This window comes from Epilithonimonas sp. (genome assembly GCF_032054305.1).
Classification (GTDB): domain Bacteria; phylum Bacteroidota; class Bacteroidia; order Flavobacteriales; family Weeksellaceae; genus Epilithonimonas.
Genome location: NZ_DAMBSX010000003.1, coordinates 433,754 through 451,962, shown reverse-complemented (window position 1 = coordinate 451,962; position 18,209 = coordinate 433,754). Strand labels below are relative to the sequence as shown.

The window sequence follows — 18,209 nt, the reverse complement described above, 5'->3', positions numbered from 1 at the left end:
GAACCCCTCTTACCAGGATGAAAACCTGAGGTCCTAACCGATAGACGAACGGGCCTTGTTAATTTTCTATTTATTTAACTGTATTCTGAATGAATAAAAACAGATTCTAAATCTTTAAAAAAAATACCTCCAGAAAATTAATGAAGGTATTTTAAGTAGCCCGTAGGGGAATCGAACCCCTCTTACCAGGATGAAAACCTGAGGTCCTAACCGATAGACGAACGGGCCAAGGACTTATATTAAGCTAAACCGTTTACGTGTTTAGTTAATTTACTTTTCAAGTTAGAAGCTTTATTCTTGTGAATAATATTCTTCTTTGCTAATTTATCCAACAAAGAGATAACTTTAGGTAACTGCTCAACTGCTACTGCTTTGTTTTCTTCGTTTCTCAACGCTTTCAAAGCTGTTCTTGCAGTTTTGTGGTAGTATCTGTTACGAAGTCTTCTTACTTCGTTTTGTCTAATTCTCTTTAATGCTGATTTATGATTTGCCATATCGTTCAAATGTGGGTGCAAAGATAAAAACTATTTTTTAATTTGCAAACTTTTTTAAATAAAATTTTGTTTTGCCTGTTGAAGTTGATCATGGCCCAAAATCATTTTTAATTATAAAAATCCGATGTCCTTCTCTTCTTCTTTAAAGCGGTGCAAAAATATGGATATTTTTTAAAATTCAAAATGTTTTTTTGATGTTTTTCTAAAGGTGTGATTATCAGATAAAAAAAATGAAAGCTATTTTATAACTTTCATTTTAGATTCTTGATTGTAGCCTATAGGGGAATCGAACCGCTGTTGCAAGAAAGAAAATCTTGAGTCCTAACCACTAGACGAATAGGCCGTTTAGTTTTTTATGGACTGCAAAAATAGATACTTTATATTTTTTTAGCAAATGATTTTGTCTATTTCAATTTTTTCTCGATTACAGTGTTTGTAATTCCCTTGTTTTCCAGTTCTTTTTGGGCATTCACGGCATCTTCCAATGTTCTATATTTTCCACTGGTGTAGTAGAAGATTCCGTTTTCTTTGTTTCTGACGATATCAGTAAGCGTTTTCATAATAAGGGATTTGGAGTCCAGCTTGTCTTTTCCAGCATAGATCTCTATAGTATAATAACCCATTCCCAAAGCCTGATTTGGAACAAAACTGATTGCCATAGAATTCCGGAATCCTGCATCTTTGGCCGTTTTCAGATTGGTATCTCTTACAGAAGCATAATTTGTGGTTCCATAGTAATATTTGTAGAATCCATTCTCTTTGATCGGCAAGATGTATTTCAAACCTTTAAGAGCTGGGTCTTCGTCTGTATATTTATTAGGAGTGCTCATCAATAATATTCTGAAATCATTTTTCAGAGGTTGTTCTACCGGTTTTTCTGGTTCAGGCTCTTTTACATTTCGGTCAACGAGTTTTTTATAACTTACTATGGCATTATAAATACTTTCCGCAATAGCTTGCTGGCCTTCTTCTGTAGAGATATAGTGGGCATCATCATAATTATTTACAAAACCGGTTTCTATCAGGATCGATGGCATTGCGTTCATTCGGAGAACGTGTAAATTTTCCTGCTTTACGCCACGTGACATTCTCTTGTCTTTTTTTACAAAATTCTCTTCTACCAGTCCACCGATAATAAGGCTGGCTTCCAGATATTTGCTTTGCTGGATTTTAAGGGCGATCAGAGATTCCGGGGAGCTTGGGTTGTAAGATGCGAAGTTCTCCCTATCCTTTTCATCAAGGAAGATCACGTCGTTTTCAGCTTTGGCAACATCCAGGTTGGCCTTGTTCTGATTAGGCCCCTGCACAAAAGTTTCGGTTCCTTGTGCAGTTGCGCTTCTGCTGGGGGAAGAATTGACATGGACCGAGATGAACAGGTCTGCTTTGCTCCTGTTGGCAAGCGTGGTTCTGCTTGTCAAAGATGGATATTCATCTATTTTTCTGGTGTAGATTATTTTATAGTCTTTGTTCTTTTCAAGCATTCTTCCCAATTTGAGGACAATGCCGAGAGTAACATTTTTTTCCTGTACAGACCCGATGTCGGGATAGGTTCTATTTGCACCGATGTCACTGCCACCATGCCCTGCATCTAAAACGACTGTAAATTTTTTTTGAGAATAACAGTGACTTAAACCGATAAAAAATGTTAACAGAAAGAAAATTTTATTATAAAATTTGAAGCTGGTCATTTTAATCTTTAAAATTTAATTAATTTTGAACCCAATTTCAGAATGACTGCATTGGCCCGAAGTATTTTCAAAAGTATATTACTAATTTTAAATATCCTAATTTTTAACAATATTTTATCACAAACTGTGCCTAAAAATATTGATGAAAAAAACGATGTTCGAGATTCTATAAATATAAACAAAGACTCTTTAAATCTTAAAAAGGATACAATTCTTCCAAAAGAACAATTGGAGGATGTTGTGAAGATGAAGGCAGAATACAAGAACAGCTCTTCCATTACCAACAAGCAGACCACACTCCACAAAAATGCCCAGATCATCTATCAGGATATGCAGATAGATGCGGATTATATCAGATTCGAATGGGAAACCGGGAAGATCTATGCCAGAGGGGAGCAGGATGAGAAAGGAAAGATCATAAAGCCGGCAATCGCTACCCAGGCCGGAAAAAAATATGAGTATAACGAGGTTATCTATAATACCAAAACCAAACAGGCGATCGCTTTCAATGCAAGGACGGAAGAGAATGAAGGTGTCATTGTAGCCCAGAAGACCAAGAAATATAATGATTCGGTCTATGTCATGAGCCATGCTATTATGACGACTGATGAGTATTACATAAAAAAGAAAGATTCTTTACCGGATTATCATATCTCTGCAGCTTATATAAAGTTGCTGAAAGGTAAAAGTAATTCACAGGTGGTTACCGGGCCATTTCAGTTTTTTATAGAACAGGTTCCAACTCCTCTGGTCCTTCCGTTTGCGATTCTTCCATTCTCGGATAAAAGGTCTGCAGGGATTTTGATTCCGAGTTTTGGGGAGCGCCAGGATGTCGGGTTTTTCTTGAATGGTCTGGGGTATTATCAGCCAATCGGAGACCATTTTGATCTGAAGATCCTTTCCGATATCTATACAAAGGGAAGCTGGAATTTGAAGCCGGAACTCAACTATCTTAAAAAATACCGTTATTCCGGGAATTTTGCAGCGGATTATGGTTATACAGTGCGTGGGATAAAAGGCCTGGATGATTATTCCAGGACAAAGACCTTCCGGATCGCATGGAGGCATTCCCAGGATTCTAAAGCCAATCCATATTTTACCTTCAATGCGAGTGTGGATATTGTCAGCAGCAAGTTCTATAACAATACGGTCAACAATAACTATATCTTCAACGGAAATGTCCTGAATACGACACAGACCTCCAGGGTCAATGTTACTAAGAGGTTTCTGGATTTTCCTATAACGATCAGTGCGAGTGCCACCTATAACCAGAATTTTGCAACAGGCAATACGGATATTCGCTTACCGGATATGACCATAGCAGTCAATCAGTTTTACCTTTTCAAACCGAAAACGGGTGTCAGAACAGGATTATTGGAAAACATCAATGTCAATACGGGCTTTGCGCTTAGTAATTATGTGACCACGACAGAGGGTGCGCTATTCAAAAGAGAAATGTGGCAGGACCTGAAAACCGGTGCCAAAAATAATATTTCACTCTCTACCAATACTACTGTTGCGAAATATTTCACATTTACTTTGGCTGCCAATGCAGATAATGTTTTGACGACAAAAACTTTGGAAAAAAGTTATAATCCATTGACTAACCTTGTGGAAGATAATTACAAAAGCAATGTTGCGGGTTATACTACATTCTCCACAAGTGCAAGCTTGCAGACAGTTTTGTATGGACAGAAGAACTTTAATAAAAATTCTCCTATCGTTGCTATCCGTCATATGGTCACGCCAAGCATGAGTTTTACCTATTCTCCTGATTTTGGTGATAGAAGCTGGGGCTATTTCAGAAATTATTCTAATGCCAGAGGAGAGATGACGCCTTATTCTATTTTTGAAGGAGGGATCTATGGAGCGCCTTCATCGGGACTTCAGCAGACCATGGGCTTCAATATATCGAACAATCTGGAGATGAAAGTGAAATCTAAGACCGATTCTACCGGTGTGAAAAAAGTGAAGATCTTTGAAAATCTTAATATTTCCGGAGGTTATAATTTTGCCGCGGAAAGAAACAAATGGTCGGTATTCAGCGTCAATGCACAATCTTCTTTCTTCAATAATAAACTGAATGTCAACACCAGCCTTACTTTGGAACCCTATAAAATTATTTTCGAGGAGGGAAGCAGCACGGGAACAAGAACGGATCAGTTTGGACATTTTAGCCTGCAGGGGATCAATGTTCAAATGTCTTATCCTATGAGCGAAGCTATTTTCGGAAAGAAAGAAGAACTCTCCAAAAAATATAAAAAGAAGGGCGAGATCCGGAACGAGAACTACTTCTTCGATGATGACAATTATGCCCATTATCAACCCACCTGGACCTTGAACGTGAATGCCAACTATGCCTATACAAGAGGCTTGTCCAGAGAAGGTACCAAAACGGCAACTGTAGGTTTGGACGGAAGTATAAAGCTGACGCCTTATTGGAACATCAACGGTAGTACAAGCTATGATGTCGAAAGAAAAGAACTGGCCATGACACGGATCGGATTTGCCAGGGACCAGCGTAGTTTTACGATCACATTCAACTGGGTTCCTTTCGGGCAATACAAGGTCTATGATTTCTTTATCGGGATCAAGGCCAATATCCTGAAAGATGCAGTGAAATACAAAGAGAGAAGTTTCACGCAACCTAACAGCTCTTTCTAGGATTTTAGGAAAATTTGTATAGTTTTGTAAAAATTAATTTTTGAAAATGAAGAAGATCATTCATACATCAGAGGCTCCGGCAGCTATTGGGCCTTATTCTCAGGCAACTTTGGTCAATGGGACATTGTATATATCTGGTCAGATCCCTGTGGACCCGGAAACTGGAAAGCTGGTGGAAGGGATTGAAAAAGAGACGCACCAGGTCATGAAAAACCTGAAGGCTATCCTGAAAGCAGCTGATATGGATTTTGATAATGCTTTGAAAGCTTCTATCTTTCTGAAGAATATGGACGATTTTGCGGTTGTGAATGAGGTCTATGCTTCTTATTTCAATAATGATCAATATCCTGCCAGAGAAACGGTGCAGGTTTCCTGCCTTCCAAAAAATGTAGATGTGGAGATCTCTATGATCGCGTTCAAAGACTAAAAATGAATTTTTTCAGGAATACATTAGGTGTTTTGGCTGGCTTAACAGTGGCTGCTCTCATTATCACATTGGGGATAAAGATAGATTCCTCCTGGGTCACGTACAAGCAGTTTGCACCTTTTGACCATTGGGAAACTTTGCTTCAGTCGGTTCAGAAAAAAGATTCCTTTTTTGTGGCACTTTTATTCTTTGGAGGGCTGGGGGTTACTTTTGGAGGTGTGGTTACGGCCATGATCGTGAAATATGCCAAGGTAGCCTATGCTATTCTGATAGGCTTCATCATGCTGTTCATCGCCATGTTGGATATCATTATTTATCCCTACCATCCTGTTTTCTATAAGATATCGATATTCCTGATATTCTTTCCTTTCTCATGGATCGGTGGCAAAATAACCGAGGTCATCTACGAAAGACGAAAAAAGAGAGCCAAACAATTATTACAATCAAAAAATAAAAAACCACAAGCGTAAGTTTGTGGTTTTTATTAACTCAAATAGTCTATCTACTTAGGTTATTATTCTTGGATCATTCAATGTTATGAATCTTTTTATAGACGCCAAGCTGAGTTTTCAGTGAGAGAATTTCTTCCTCTTTCCCTTTCAATTGTTCTAGCAATGCTTTTTCCTTTTCCGTTTCAAAGTCCACGTCCAGCTTTTGCCCAAGATACATCAGGAAATTAAAATTGATAGCCCTGCTGAGCCGCCACAAAATCGTGGTCTGCAGCGATGATTGTTTGAAGTACTGGTTCAGGGTTGTGGGGCCGATGCCCAGCTTTTCTGCCACATCCTTTTTCTTTAGGTTTTGTTGTTTGATCTCCCAATGTACCAGATTCCCTATATGCAAAGGGTCGGTATCATCTTGCTGTAAAAATTTCTTTTTGATTTTTTCCATTTCTGTGTTTTTAATTGGTTCTAAAACTATTGTTACTTGGTTATAAAGACCAAGTAGCTAATTAATTTTAATAAGTATATTGGTAAAGATAACTAATAGAGTTGGTGAAGATGACCAACTCTATTGGTTAAAAAACTGTGGTAAGTTGGTGTTGATAACCAACTGAGTTATGTTTTTTTTGTCATTTACTTGGTTAAGATAACCAAGTGGGTTGGTTTTCTTAACCTGATTTTATAAAAAACTCCGCTTATTTACGGAGTTTAGAAATTTTTATTGGTACTGAGCTATTACTCCGGCTCGGTAGGTGCATTGCCTCCACCGCCTTGCCCCGCAAAGCGTTGCTTCAGCTGGTTATAAACAGCATCAGAACCCGCTACGCCAGCATCTGCTGCAGAGCCAAACAGTTTGTAAAGGGTCAATGCGCCCACGTAGGCCTCGCTGCCAGCGAGTAGTTGTGTGTCCTGTAGCTTTTCTCCCAACTGGTTATGGAGGGCGATCAACTCATCCAGCTGTGCGAATAGGGTTAGGTCGGTCTGCATACCGGCTGGTGAAACGTAGCTTGGTAATAGGCCAGCGTTGTTCACTCTCGCAGATATGGCATCTTCTGTAAAAGCTTTGTTGCTGACATCTATCGCAGGCAGGCTGGTGCGCTCGTCTGTGGTAAGCCCGAGGAGGAAGGGCAGGTTGGTCAGGATGGTTTGGTAAGCGGTTTTGACTGCAGTGATCTGTGAAGCGGTCGCCGTGATGTTTAGGTTAAAATTTTAACTAATGTCCTTATCTATTTTAAAAATTAAAAAGTTCTTTGATGTCGACTTCCAATGCTTTTGCAATCTTGAAAAGGTTAAGTATTGATGTATTTATTTTACCTGTCTCTATTCTGGTTATTTGAGAAATCTCAATATCTAAATCAAAAGCAAGTTCTTTTTGAGTCAGTTTTTTCTGAAGGCGGATCTCACGGACTTTGTCCCCGATTTTTTTTAATATTATTGAATCCGTTTCCTGCATAAAGCAAAGGTTGGATTTTAGTATAAAATTCAAATAGGCAAATTTGCCTATTTGAATAATTTAATATAATTTAGCAAAATTAATTAATTGCATTTTTTTAATTTTCAGTTGAAAACGTTATGCAATTGATATGAAATCATTAGTTTTATAAACTTAAAAACAAAAACACCTATGAGAAAAACCTATGTATTGTGGTTTGCCTTTCTGGCAATCCTGATGGTCGGCTGTAGGAATGACAATTTCAACACCGGCGAGACCAGCAACAATCAACAAGCCCTGAAATTCCGTGTCGTCTACAGGTCCGAGATTCCACAGATTATCATGGAGCTTCAGACAAAAACAAACAATTTCAAAGTCCCATTGAGGGGACATCCTTCTGCGATGGGCAAAACAGAGACTGTGTTTGGGGAGATCAATACCAACTACATTATTGAAACTACAAACGGGACTGATGAAGTATATTACACATTCTCTGTAAGACCGGATGCAGAGTATGATGCTTCTGGAACGTATAACCTGGAAGTGAAAGCATACGATACAAATGCTTCTACTGCCAAAGTGATTGCTTATGAGCCGACAGCAGAGTGGCTACTGAATGGTAATAATGATTATCTGACGTTTTCTGGTAACAGAAAAACTTATTCTCTGGATGGGACTCTGGAAAGCACAGTGGTTTACGTTATAGGTAACCCGGAGTGTCCAACTCCACCAGAACCATGCCCTGACTGTCCGACTACTCCCAGTGGGCCTGGTGGTGGAACCGGGGGTAATGGCGGCGGTATCCCAGGTGGCGGCGCTGGTGGTGGAGGTGGAACTGGAACCACAGATCCTGGTGATAATGGTCCCGGTCCCACTAGTTCTGGCGGTGGGCAATGTTTCTATGTATGCGATTATGATGAAAATGGAGAGTGCTCATCCATGACAAGAATATGCGTTGGAGCAAAACAAGTTAAAAACTGTCCTCCTGATAATGGTGAAGGTGGCGGTGGTGGTGTTGTGATCTATGATGAGACGAAAACGCCTTGCGCAAGAAACAAAGCGTTATTACAGAATGCAAACATACAAGCGTCTATAACGCAATTGAAGAACACTGCCGTAAATGGATCTGGAGAAGTGGGCTTCAAAAGCAAGAAAGACGGAACACCTTCTGCTATAATTACTGGTGGTGCCCATAGCGTGAATTTTGGGGACAAGACAGGTTATGCAGGAGGGTATCATAATCATACCAAAACAGGAATCCCGATGCATTCGCCACCGGATATAGACCAATTGTTAGGTTTTGCAAGGGCGCAAGGAAATTATGGCGATCCTACGCTTGCTTTTGTCGGAATGGTAGCGCCAAATGGAATGCATTATATCATACGTTTTACAGGAACTTATCAGGATGCTTTGACAACTTTTTCACAGGATGAAATAGATATTTTTGAAAAAAATTACCAAACTAGATATAGAATATATAAACCAACTGGGGATATGAATAACGATACAATTGAAAAATTTTTTTTCAAAGCCCTTAAAGATATGGGACTAGATAAAAAAATCGTTTTACAAAGAGTAGAAAATGATGGGACAATAAAAACAATAATAAAAAATAATGATGGAACAATAATGGCTGTTCCTTGTTCTTAAATAATAAAAAACATGAAAAAAATAATATTCTTAACACTTTTTGTTATTTCAATGAGTTGTAAAACACAGGAATACCCCTTAAAAACAGATTACACAGAAGTACCTAATTATTCATATCTAAAGGATATTAACAATGAATTAGATTCATATATTGGTATTTATAACGCTAATTTTCAAGGAAGAGAAATAACCATATTTATTACAAAAGAAATCCATAAACTTTTTGATCAAGGCAAAAATAAATTTTATAAAGATGTTTTATCTATAAAATATGTAATTGTAAATTCTTCTGGAATCACTCTTCAAAATACTCAAAACATGACTTTGCCAACACAACAAATAAGGCATACGATTTATAGTCAATGGGCTGAAGAAAATGGAAATCTAATGCTTTTTTATTATGGAGGTACCAACTGCGGAGTTGGATGGGGAAGTATTCATTTGAAAAAGATAAACGCTACTCAACTTTCTTGGGAATATCTACCCAATGATATTATTCTTGATAATAGCCGATGTCCCGCAGGGACAGATATCAATATCTACCTCCCAGAGACTAAAGATTTGATATTTACAAAACAATAATTAAAAGCCTCTGCAATGGGGCTTTCTTTTAAAAACAGATGAAAAAACTAATATTATTATCAATCTTCACTACTTCCTTTCTTTTTGCACAAGAGAGTGCGGAAAACATTCCGAGCCAAACCGTGACTGTGAAGAATAATAAGCCTATCCCATATGCAAGGGCGTTTTTTGAAGATAAGCCTTATTTCAAAAACACGGATAAAAAAGGAAGACTGAAACTGGAAAAAGGAGAGAAGATTTCCAAAATAACTGCTATCGGCTTTGAAGACCTCTTCCCAGATAACAACCAAAAAGAGTTCGTGTTGAAGTCTAAGGAAGATATTGAAAAGACGAGTTTGGCTCCTAAAAACAAACTCTTGTTTACAATTGGAAAGGCAGATAAAAACTCTGTCAACTATATGGTGGGTGATAGAGAGTTATTTAGCAAAGCAGAGTATATCCCCTATAAAGCAGATTATTCTGAGATATCCTTCATAAAAATCATAACTTTTTTATCATCTTCTTTGAATGGAAAAACCAGACCTGTTATCCTCAGATTTTATAAAAATGATAATGGAAAACCCGGTGCTCCTTACGGAAACTCTGGTTATGTGGTCAATTGTAAACCAGGTAAGACCATTAATAAGGTAGATGTTTCAGATAACGGATTGGTATTTCCAAAAGAAGGTCTTTTTTTAGGTTTCGAATGGATCAATATTCCCCTTAATATTGTAAATGCTGACAAGAAAGCATTGTCTATAGATAAAAACAAGTCTTTAAATGGTATGATTGAACCGAATATCGCTTTGGAGAAAGCCGATGATGAAAACAATGATTGGTATCTCTCCTCAAAAGGCTGGCTAAAACAAAAATACGGCGATAATCATTACAAAATAAGTTTTGAAATGGTCATTTCTGACTAATAAAATTAGTATGATAAAAAGATTTATTTATCTGATAACACTTTTAAACTATTGTTTTCTATTTTCTCAGGTTGTCTATAATATCAAGGTCTATTATCAGAAAAAAGAAGACACTATTACATTATTATTGGATAACAATGATCCCTTCCCGTATTCTTTTGAGTTTTTTGAGCAACCAAAAGTAGAGAATATGCGTTCTGTGGTGGAGCATTTCCCTAACAAATATGTTATTGAGGGCAATACGGCCAAGGTGAGATTGGCGCAGTTCATTCCTCTTGATAAGAAACATGCTTTTGCCTTCAAGAAGATTCCAAAATTCAGTATTCGAATTGGAAATATATGGAAAGAAGATTATGATTCGGATTATGTTTACGATCTCCCCTATTTAAAAAGAGAAAAGTTTTTACTTTCACAGGGGTATTATGGATGGGAAACACATCAGAATCAAAATGCCCTCGATTTTAAAATGCCGGAAGGTACAGAGATTTTAGCGGCAAGAGAGGGTTATGTTATAGAACTAAAACAAGACAGCAATACAGGATGTCCCGATAGGTCATGCGCAAATCAAGGGAATTACATCAAGATAATCCATGCCGATGGGACAATAGCAGACTATTATCACATCAGGATGAATGGCGCAAAAGTAAAATTCGGTGATAAAGTTGAAAAAGGGCAAACTATTGCACTAAGTGGAAATACAGGATGGAGTACCGGACCGCATTTACATTTTATGTGTTATCTACCCAGGCCAAAAGGAAAGAATATCAGTATTAAAACCTTGTTCCGTGTGGATGATGGGGAAAAAGTCAAATTTCTTAATCCCGGAAGTACTTATAAAAGGAATTATTAAATATTTACCCTGATTTAAAATAAAAACCACAAGCCATAGCCTGTGGTTTTCGTGTAGTATAGTTAGTTTAAATAAATTTATTAATAAGCCGTCTCGTGAACTTTCACAGCACGTCCGCTCGGGTCGTTCATTTTTTTGAAAGCTTCATCCCATTCTAGGGCGACTGGTGTAGAACAAGCCACAGATGGGACAGAAGGAACACAGCTTGCTGCAGAATCACTCGGGAAATGACTTTCAAAGATGGTTCTGTATCTGTATTCTTCTTTGCTCATCGGCACGTTGATCGGGAATCTGAACTTTGCATTGGCCATCATTTCGTCTGTTACTTCGTCCTCGGCAACTTGCTTCAAAGTATCGATCCAAGAATAGCCAACACCATCACTGAACTGTTCTTTCTGCCTCCAGGCGATGCTTTCCGGAAGGATATCTTCAAAGGCTTTTCTAAGGACCCATTTTTCCATTCTTTCAGGAGTTACCATTTTATCTTTTGGATTGATGGTCATTGCCACATCCATGAATTCTTTGTCAAGGAAAGGGACTCTGCCTTCTATTCCCCAGGCCATCAAAGATTTGTTGGCTCTCAGGCAATCATAAAGATGGAGTTTGCCCAATTTTCTCACTGTTTCTTCATGAAAAGCCTGAGCAGATGGTGCTTTGTGAAAATACAGATAACCACCTAACAATTCATCTGAACCTTCTCCCGAGAGAACCATTTTGATTCCCATAGATTTGATCACTCTGGCTAAAAGATACATGGGTGTAGAAGCTCTGATCGTGGTCACATCATAGGTCTCCAAGTGATAGATCACATCTTTGATAGCATCCAGACCTTCCTGGACTGTATATTTGATCTCGTGATGTACGGAACCGATATGGTCCGCTGCTTTCCTGGCCGCTGCCAAATCAGGGGAACCTTCCAATCCAACAGCAAAACTGTGTAGTCTTGGATACCAGGCTTCCTGTGTATCGCCACTTTCTATTCTTTGTCTTGCAAATTTGGCGGTTACAGCAGCAATGATGGAAGAATCCAATCCGCCGGAAAGTAGTACACCATAAGGGACATCACTCATCAATTGTCTGTGTACGGCTTCTTCCAGGCCTTTTCTGATGGCAGCGATATCCGTTTCGTTATCTTTTACATTTTCGAACTCTGTCCAGTCTCTTTTGTACCATTGCTGTAGCTCTTGTCCATCTTTGCTATAAATAAAATGACCGGGTAAAAATTCTTCGATCTTGTTACAAACGCCTTCAAGCGATTTTAGCTCAGATGCAACATAAAAGCTTCCGTTTTTATCCCAACCCATATACAATGGAACGATTCCCATGTGGTCCCTTCCTATTAAATAGGCATCATTTTCTTCATCATATAATGCAAATGCGAAGATTCCATTTAGTTTCTCAAGAAAGTTTTTCCCATCTCTTTTGTATAAGGCCAAAATTACCTCGCAATCAGATTGGGTCAGAAACTCATAATCTGGAAATTCAAGTCGTAATTCCTGATGGTTGTATATTTCTCCGTTTACGGCCAAAGCTACTTTTCCGTCCTTTGTAAATAGTGGTTGTTTACCAGATGTTGGATCTACGATAGCCAATCTTTCGTGGGAAAAGATAACATTGTCGTGTTGATAGATTCCCGACCAGTCCGGACCGCGATGTCTGATTTTCTTAGACATTTCCAATATCTGAGGTCTTATTACTTCATTTTTTTGTTTGGTGTCAAACACACATACAATTCCACACATTTTTTATTTATTTTCTGTTTTGATTAAAATTATATGGCAAAAATATATTTACCAATTCATAAATAAAATTATTTTTTTATTTTTCGTTTAAAATTTAATTTATTTTATTTTTTTGGTTAAATATTTTCTGTTTATTACTGGAAAATGATAGATATTATTGATTTTTTATTTAATGATGATGTTTTCTAATAAAAATGGATAGAGTATAAATTATTTCACTATATTTTTTAAACAATTATTTGTTTTTTTAAAATTAAGTCTGATTTTTTGTGGTAGATTAGAAAATTTGTACGATTTTTGCAACGAAAATTGTATTGTAAATGCGAAATGGTCTCCGGAGCATTTCAAATTGCATTTATGATTTTTTTTCATCATTTGTGTTTTTGCCCTCTTATTCATAGTAAGAGGGTTTTTTATTTTGTATGATTTTGCTAAGCCACATTTATAGTATAACTTTGCAAATAATCTAAAAAAAGTAAAAAAATATGTCAACTTACGTAGTTGTAGGTCTTCAATATGGGGACGAAGGAAAAGGTAAAATTACAGATGTTTTATCTGCAAAATCCGATTATGTAGTACGTTTTCAAGGAGGCGATAATGCTGGTCATACAGTATATGTTGGGGATGAAAAATTTGTATTGCATCTTTTACCTTCCGGTGTTTTGCAGTGTAAAGGTAAATGCATCATTGCCAATGGTGTTGTAGTAAACCCAAAAGCTTTTATCAAAGAGATCGAGCAGATCGAGAGTAAAGGGCTGAAAACCGATCACGTTTTCATTAGCAGACGTTCCCATGTGATAATGCCTTACCATATTTTACTTGATACTTACAGAGAAGAAGAACAAGGCGGAACCCAAATTGGTACGACCAAAAAAGGAATCGGACCATGTTATGAGGACAAGATTGCAAGAGTGGGTATTCGGATGATCGACCTTCTTAATCCTGAAGTTCTTAGAGAAAAAATTGAGAAAAATTTAAAAGTAAAAAATTCTCTTTTTGAGAAATATTTTGAGAAGCCGAGTTTGGATGTTGAGGAAATTTATCAGGAGTTTTTAGCCTTGGGTGAAAGATTGAAAGACAGAATTGTTGATACAGAGCTAGAGATCAATGAAGCGATCAACGAAGGAAAAAATATTTTGTTCGAAGGAGCTCAGGCATTGATGCTGGACATCGATTTTGGAACTTATCCTTATGTGACATCTTCTTCGCCTTCCACTGGTGGTGTTTGTACCGGAGCCGGGGTCCCTCCAACGGCTTTGAAAAATCTTATAGGTGTTGCAAAAGCTTATACTACAAGAGTCGGAAATGGTCCTTTTCCATCAGAATTGGATAATGAATTAGGAGAAAAGATCAGACAAATTGGTTTCGAGTTCGGAGCTACTACAGGAAGGCCAAGAAGAACCGGTTGGTTGGATCTGGTTTCTCTTAAGCACGCTTGCATGATCAATGGGATTAATAATCTAGTAATTACCAAACTAGATGTTCTTACAGGTATACATCCTTTGAAAATCGCCACGAAATATAAGACTGAGGATGGAAAGATCATCGATTATTTCACTTCATCTACAACCAAATTATATAATTACGAACCAATCTATGAGGAGCTGGAAGGTTGGAATGAGGATATTACCAATGCCAGAACTTATGATGAGCTCCCAGCAAATGCAAAAAAATATATTGAGTTTATAGAAGAGCATTTGGGTATTAATGTTTATTTGGTTTCTGTAGGACCTGAACGTTCCCAGAATATTATTAGAAAAGAATTATTCTAAATTTTTAATCAGATAGAAACAAAAAACCGGAACCTAAGTTCCGGTTTTTTCATTTGTGTTTAGAAAAATCTTTTGTGTTCGTATTGCCCTGTTTGAGGATACAATAATATTAATTCTCAAAATGTGGTAAAAGAAATCATCTATTTATCTGTTTACTTACTTATACTCATACAATTTTGAATTGTTGATATGCGATTTATTATATTGAAAATCAATGATTCTTATTTGTAAAATAAAATTTTAGAAATTATTGATGATATAAAGATTTATATCATTTTCTGAGGGCAAATTGAACTTTCTACGGATTCTATACTTCTTATTTTCGATCGCCCGGATTGTAGAATTGGTGGCTGTCGCAATTTCTTTGGTACTAAGGTTGAGTTTGAGCAAGGCGCATACTTCCAATTCGGTAGAAATAAGATTTGGGGAAGCTGCTAAGATCTTGTCAAAAAAATCTGGAAATTGAGATTTGAAATAAGTGATGAATAGAGAATTCTTGCTCATTGCAAAATCATATAATTCGCCCGAAAAATTAATTTTGTCAGTTTTCTGAATAATGTTATTTAATCTTTCTTTTTCTACATAGTATTTTACTAAAATACGTTCTTTACGATATATAAAATACATCCCGATAAATGTACAAAAGGATATTTCGAAGATTTTATAGATTCTTACATACCATTGTTGTTTTAAGGTAAGATCTACACTGAAAAATTGACTTAAATAATAATTGGTTCCAGCATTGATCAAAAACCAAATAAGATAAGAAGCGACCAAAAAAAATATGAACCATCTGTCTCTGATGTGGTCAAAGAAAAACGACAAAGCTATTGTAAGAGATACATACGAGAGATAATTCATGCAGCCTTCACCAGAAATCGTATCAAAATAGAAAATAAAAAAACCTAAAGAGAAAAAAAGTAGAAAAAGCAGATTGCTATTAAATCTAATTCTGTCAGGAAAAAATAATGTCACCAACATAAATAGGGCAGCTATTGTGAAAATTAAAAGACTTTCATACTGTTTAAGAATAAGATTTAATACTATGTTGCAAGCCAATAATAATACAAGAGTCAAAGTATAAACATCAAACAAGATGCTTTTCTCATATTCCATTTCATTTTTTGCAAGGTCTCTTTTTTTAGCCAATACGGTAGCTATATAGCTCATGAATGATTATTTGTGTTATTCAAAAGTAAATAGAAAATTCAATAAATCGATACACGATATTAATTATCTAAACTTGATTTGAGCGATGATTTCCATTTTGGTATCATAATTGAAAATGAATTAATTGTAATTCACATTTTGTGAAAAAATAAAAGGTTATGAAAAATTTATTTTTAACAGGAGCAAGTATAGTTTTATTGTTGTCATCTTGCAATAAAGACGAAAAGCTACAAACAGCTTCTTTGGAACAACAAAAACTGGATTATCAAGCGAGACAGATTGATATAGAAAAACAAAAGCTTGCTATTGAAAAAGAGAAGATCAATTTTGAAAGACAGAAAGATAGTCTCAACAAAGTTGAAGTAGAGAAAGAGCAAGAAAGAAAAGCTGAGGCTAATCGTGTTGCCAGAAAAAGAACTGTAAGAAGTTCTTCTTCAGGAAGCGTTGCAAATAACTCGTCTTCAGCTTCTAGCAGCTCAAACACGGCTGCTACGACCGGAACGACTCAGAAAAAAGGCTGGAGTAGTGCAGCAAAAGGCACAGTTATTGGTACAGTTGGTGGAGCCGCAGCCGGAGCTATTATCTCCAAAAAGAATCCAGGTCTTGGAGCAGTCATCGGAGGTGTTGCAGGTGGTGCAACGGGTTACACGATAGGACGGGCAGAGGACAGAAAATCGGGTAGAGTACAGAAGTAAATTTTCTTCATATATATTTTAACACGGAAAGATTGCTTATTTTTGGTAAGCAATCTTTTTTATGCTTTTACTTTTCATATCTATAATAAGTTTATTGATGGTTAATTTCGGAATGGGGTTAATTGTCAAAAATTTTCTAAAAACCGAAAGTCAGAGTTTTGTTATGACCTCCTTTTTAGGAATTCTGAGCATTACATTTTTCCAAACCATAACTGCATTTTTTTCTCCACTCAATATTTTTGTTGAATCTTTTTTTCTGATTCTTGGATTGATAGGATTTCTCTTTTTATTAAAAAAGAAAGACTTTGCATATCTCGATTTTAGAAAAAATCTCAACGTTTGGTTTTGTTTTTTGGTTGTTCTAATTTTTTTTGTTGGAGCTTTTTCTCCTTATTTATATGACCATTACAGCTATTATACTCCAACTATAACATTTCTTAAAGAAGTTGGTTTTGTAAAGGGAATTTCAAATCTGGATCTATTATTGGGGCAAACCTCTTTTTGGCATATTTATCAAGCTGGATTTTCAAATATTTTGGATGAATTCATGAGAATAAATTCTTATATATTAGTTCTGTTTTTGATTTATATTTATGAAAGAAGACAATGGATATTATTGATTTTCATCCCGTTTTTTCTTTTATTCATTCAACAGCCAAGTCCGGATTTACCGGCATTTGTAATTGCTCTGATTGTTCTAAGTGAATTATTAAATAATACTGACAGGAAATTACTCTTATACCTTTCAATGTTTGCGTTTTGTATAAAACCAATCATGTTTTGGCTACCACTACTTATTATTTTGGAATACATCTGTCAAAGAAATTTCAAATTTCAAATTCTGATCCCAGTTTTGGCTTTTGGGATTTTATTCACTTTGAAAAATATCTGGCTTTTCGGATTCCCGGTTTTCCCGGTTTCAGCAATTGATTTTAATTTACCATGGAGGCCAAGCCAAGAGATTCTGAACTATTCGTCTCAGATAGGATCAATGAAATCTTATGACATGCATTATTCTTATCAGCAGATTTTCGATTTTAATTTCTGGGAAAGGATTTATCATTGGTTTACAATTGGCTTCAAATCAATCCTTAATCTTGGAATTGTATTAAGTGTTCTGATTTTAGGATTTTTAGCCCTTAAAAAACGAGATAGATTTTATACTTTGATTTTTATCGGTATTTTAATCAAGTTTATTTTAATTGTCATATTTTCAGCGCAATATCGATTTTTTATAGATGTTTACTTGATTACCTTATTTATCGTTTTCAAAAATATTTCTGAAGTGAGAGTTATTTTCATATCGATTGTTTTTTCAGTTTTGATTGGGGTTATTTTTACCTTTCCTGGTTTCGTAAAAGGAAAATCCCATATGGGAAAATGGATGTCAGGTTTTCAAATGTCACAAATGATAAAACCTACTGAATTCAAATCAGAAAATCCTAGATCTTATCAGCTTGGAAATTTAAAATTTAATGCCACAAAAGGATTGATTGATAAAACTCAATTTCCTACATTGTCTCTTTATTGGCTGCACACCTATCAATATTATAATATTTTTCCTCAAGTATCAGATAATGGATTTATTCAGAAAAAATTATCCAAAAAAGAGAAAATCGAACTCCAGGAGATCATTGATGATTTAGAAAGATCCAAATCAAAAATCCCTTAAAATTTCTCTATCTTTGAATACCATTA

The 18,209-nt window shown here is 36.2% G+C and carries 17 protein-coding genes and 2 tRNA genes; 10 read left to right on the top strand and 9 right to left on the bottom strand.

Annotation, left to right across the window (positions count from 1 at the left end):
* Positions 1 to 156: 156 nt before the first annotated feature.
* From RTX21_RS08905 to RTX21_RS08890, 4 genes are all read right to left on the bottom strand, one after another.
* Positions 157 to 228, bottom strand: a tRNA-Glu gene (locus tag RTX21_RS08905).
* An 11-nt stretch (positions 229 to 239) separates the two neighbouring features.
* On the bottom strand, positions 240 to 494 hold the full coding sequence (gene rpsT / locus RTX21_RS08900) for a 30S ribosomal protein S20 (protein WP_312766951.1): 255 nt from the start codon (positions 492 to 494) through the stop codon (positions 240 to 242).
* Positions 495 to 765: 271 nt separating this feature from the next.
* Positions 766 to 837 (bottom strand) — tRNA-Glu (locus RTX21_RS08895).
* 61 nt (positions 838 to 898) lie between these two features.
* Entirely contained in the window at positions 899 to 2,182 is a 1,284-nt protein-coding gene (locus tag RTX21_RS08890; RefSeq protein ID WP_312766949.1) for an N-acetylmuramoyl-L-alanine amidase, read from the bottom strand.
* A gap of 42 nt (positions 2,183 to 2,224) precedes the next feature.
* On the opposite strand from RTX21_RS08890, the gene RTX21_RS08885 reads away from it, so the two are divergent.
* From RTX21_RS08885 to RTX21_RS08875, 3 genes are read left to right on the top strand one after another with little or no spacing between them, the layout of a single operon-like run.
* The gene (locus RTX21_RS08885; protein ID WP_312766947.1) at positions 2,225 to 4,846 is read left to right on the top strand and encodes a putative LPS assembly protein LptD; all 2,622 of its coding nucleotides are present in this window, start codon (positions 2,225 to 2,227) and stop codon (positions 4,844 to 4,846) included.
* Positions 4,847 to 4,892: 46 nt separating this feature from the next.
* Entirely contained in the window at positions 4,893 to 5,273 is a 381-nt protein-coding gene (locus RTX21_RS08880) for a RidA family protein (protein WP_312766944.1), read from the top strand.
* Positions 5,274 to 5,275: 2 nt separating this feature from the next.
* Positions 5,276 to 5,743 (top strand): hypothetical protein, encoded by a 468-nt coding sequence (locus RTX21_RS08875; RefSeq protein ID WP_312766942.1) that lies wholly within the window; start codon positions 5,276 to 5,278, stop codon positions 5,741 to 5,743.
* A 55-nt stretch (positions 5,744 to 5,798) separates the two neighbouring features.
* Here the strand turns inward: RTX21_RS08875 and RTX21_RS08870 are convergent, their stop codons facing one another.
* The 3 genes from RTX21_RS08870 to RTX21_RS08860 form a co-directional block, all read right to left on the bottom strand.
* Entirely contained in the window at positions 5,799 to 6,164 is a 366-nt protein-coding gene (locus RTX21_RS08870; protein ID WP_312766939.1) for a helix-turn-helix transcriptional regulator, read from the bottom strand.
* Between the two features lie 287 nt (positions 6,165 to 6,451).
* Positions 6,452 to 6,703 (bottom strand): hypothetical protein, encoded by a 252-nt coding sequence (locus RTX21_RS08865; protein WP_312766937.1) that lies wholly within the window; start codon positions 6,701 to 6,703, stop codon positions 6,452 to 6,454.
* A gap of 244 nt (positions 6,704 to 6,947) precedes the next feature.
* Entirely contained in the window at positions 6,948 to 7,202 is a 255-nt protein-coding gene (locus RTX21_RS08860; protein WP_312766936.1) for a helix-turn-helix transcriptional regulator, read from the bottom strand.
* 138 nt (positions 7,203 to 7,340) lie between these two features.
* Between RTX21_RS08860 and RTX21_RS08855 the strand changes: the two genes are divergently transcribed.
* Genes RTX21_RS08855 through RTX21_RS08840 form a run of 4 tightly spaced genes read left to right on the top strand, consistent with a single transcriptional unit; the run spans position 7,341 to position 11,132 of the window.
* Positions 7,341 to 8,798, top strand: a complete 1,458-nt coding sequence (locus RTX21_RS08855) for a hypothetical protein (protein ID WP_312766935.1) — start codon at positions 7,341 to 7,343, stop codon at positions 8,796 to 8,798.
* Between the two features lie 12 nt (positions 8,799 to 8,810).
* Positions 8,811 to 9,380: a DUF6705 family protein gene (locus tag RTX21_RS08850; RefSeq protein WP_139166557.1), complete on the top strand. Its 570-nt coding sequence runs from the start codon at positions 8,811 to 8,813 to the stop codon at positions 9,378 to 9,380.
* Positions 9,381 to 9,418: 38 nt separating this feature from the next.
* The gene (locus tag RTX21_RS08845) at positions 9,419 to 10,282 is read left to right on the top strand and encodes a hypothetical protein (protein WP_312766929.1); all 864 of its coding nucleotides are present in this window, start codon (positions 9,419 to 9,421) and stop codon (positions 10,280 to 10,282) included.
* Positions 10,283 to 10,292: 10 nt separating this feature from the next.
* Entirely contained in the window at positions 10,293 to 11,132 is an 840-nt protein-coding gene (locus RTX21_RS08840) for a M23 family metallopeptidase (RefSeq protein ID WP_312766926.1), read from the top strand.
* 80 nt (positions 11,133 to 11,212) lie between these two features.
* Here RTX21_RS08840 and asnB read toward each other — a convergent pair whose 3' ends face one another.
* Positions 11,213 to 12,874, bottom strand: coding sequence for an asparagine synthase B (gene asnB, locus RTX21_RS08835; protein WP_312766924.1), 1,662 nt, complete (start codon positions 12,872 to 12,874; stop codon positions 11,213 to 11,215).
* Between the two features lie 485 nt (positions 12,875 to 13,359).
* Between asnB and RTX21_RS08830 the strand changes: the two genes are divergently transcribed.
* Positions 13,360 to 14,646 (top strand): adenylosuccinate synthase, encoded by a 1,287-nt coding sequence (locus RTX21_RS08830; protein ID WP_312766922.1) that lies wholly within the window; start codon positions 13,360 to 13,362, stop codon positions 14,644 to 14,646.
* A 240-nt stretch (positions 14,647 to 14,886) separates the two neighbouring features.
* Here RTX21_RS08830 and RTX21_RS08825 read toward each other — a convergent pair whose 3' ends face one another.
* On the bottom strand, positions 14,887 to 15,816 hold the full coding sequence (locus RTX21_RS08825; RefSeq protein ID WP_312766920.1) for a hypothetical protein: 930 nt from the start codon (positions 15,814 to 15,816) through the stop codon (positions 14,887 to 14,889).
* A gap of 158 nt (positions 15,817 to 15,974) precedes the next feature.
* Between RTX21_RS08825 and RTX21_RS08820 the strand changes: the two genes are divergently transcribed.
* Together RTX21_RS08820 and RTX21_RS08815 are read left to right on the top strand one after the other, a co-directional pair.
* Positions 15,975 to 16,511 carry a YMGG-like glycine zipper-containing protein gene (locus RTX21_RS08820; protein WP_312766917.1) on the top strand — a complete coding sequence of 179 codons (537 nt, stop codon included), beginning with the start codon at positions 15,975 to 15,977 and terminating at the stop codon, positions 16,509 to 16,511.
* Positions 16,512 to 16,572: 61 nt separating this feature from the next.
* Positions 16,573 to 18,183 carry an LIC_10190 family membrane protein gene (locus RTX21_RS08815; RefSeq protein ID WP_409414971.1) on the top strand — a complete coding sequence of 537 codons (1,611 nt, stop codon included), beginning with the start codon at positions 16,573 to 16,575 and terminating at the stop codon, positions 18,181 to 18,183.
* The last annotated feature ends 26 nt before the right edge of the window (positions 18,184 to 18,209 follow it).

Coding starts and splice junctions, on each gene's coding strand:
- rpsT (WP_312766951.1), bottom strand. CDS start 494: ATGGCAAATCATAAATCAGCATTAAAGAGAATTAGACAAAACGAAGTA.
- RTX21_RS08890 (WP_312766949.1), bottom strand. CDS start 2,182: ATGACCAGCTTCAAATTTTATAATAAAATTTTCTTTCTGTTAACATTT.
- RTX21_RS08885 (WP_312766947.1), top strand. CDS start 2,225: ATGACTGCATTGGCCCGAAGTATTTTCAAAAGTATATTACTAATTTTA.
- RTX21_RS08880 (WP_312766944.1), top strand. CDS start 4,893: ATGAAGAAGATCATTCATACATCAGAGGCTCCGGCAGCTATTGGGCCT.
- RTX21_RS08875 (WP_312766942.1), top strand. CDS start 5,276: ATGAATTTTTTCAGGAATACATTAGGTGTTTTGGCTGGCTTAACAGTG.
- RTX21_RS08870 (WP_312766939.1), bottom strand. CDS start 6,164: ATGGAAAAAATCAAAAAGAAATTTTTACAGCAAGATGATACCGACCCT.
- RTX21_RS08865 (WP_312766937.1), bottom strand. CDS start 6,703: ATGCAGACCGACCTAACCCTATTCGCACAGCTGGATGAGTTGATCGCC.
- RTX21_RS08855 (WP_312766935.1), top strand. CDS start 7,341: ATGAGAAAAACCTATGTATTGTGGTTTGCCTTTCTGGCAATCCTGATG.
- RTX21_RS08850 (WP_139166557.1), top strand. CDS start 8,811: ATGAAAAAAATAATATTCTTAACACTTTTTGTTATTTCAATGAGTTGT.
- RTX21_RS08845 (WP_312766929.1), top strand. CDS start 9,419: ATGAAAAAACTAATATTATTATCAATCTTCACTACTTCCTTTCTTTTT.
- RTX21_RS08840 (WP_312766926.1), top strand. CDS start 10,293: ATGATAAAAAGATTTATTTATCTGATAACACTTTTAAACTATTGTTTT.
- asnB (WP_312766924.1), bottom strand. CDS start 12,874: ATGTGTGGAATTGTATGTGTGTTTGACACCAAACAAAAAAATGAAGTA.
- RTX21_RS08830 (WP_312766922.1), top strand. CDS start 13,360: ATGTCAACTTACGTAGTTGTAGGTCTTCAATATGGGGACGAAGGAAAA.
- RTX21_RS08825 (WP_312766920.1), bottom strand. CDS start 15,816: ATGAGCTATATAGCTACCGTATTGGCTAAAAAAAGAGACCTTGCAAAA.
- RTX21_RS08820 (WP_312766917.1), top strand. CDS start 15,975: ATGAAAAATTTATTTTTAACAGGAGCAAGTATAGTTTTATTGTTGTCA.
- RTX21_RS08815 (WP_409414971.1), top strand. CDS start 16,573: ATGCTTTTACTTTTCATATCTATAATAAGTTTATTGATGGTTAATTTC.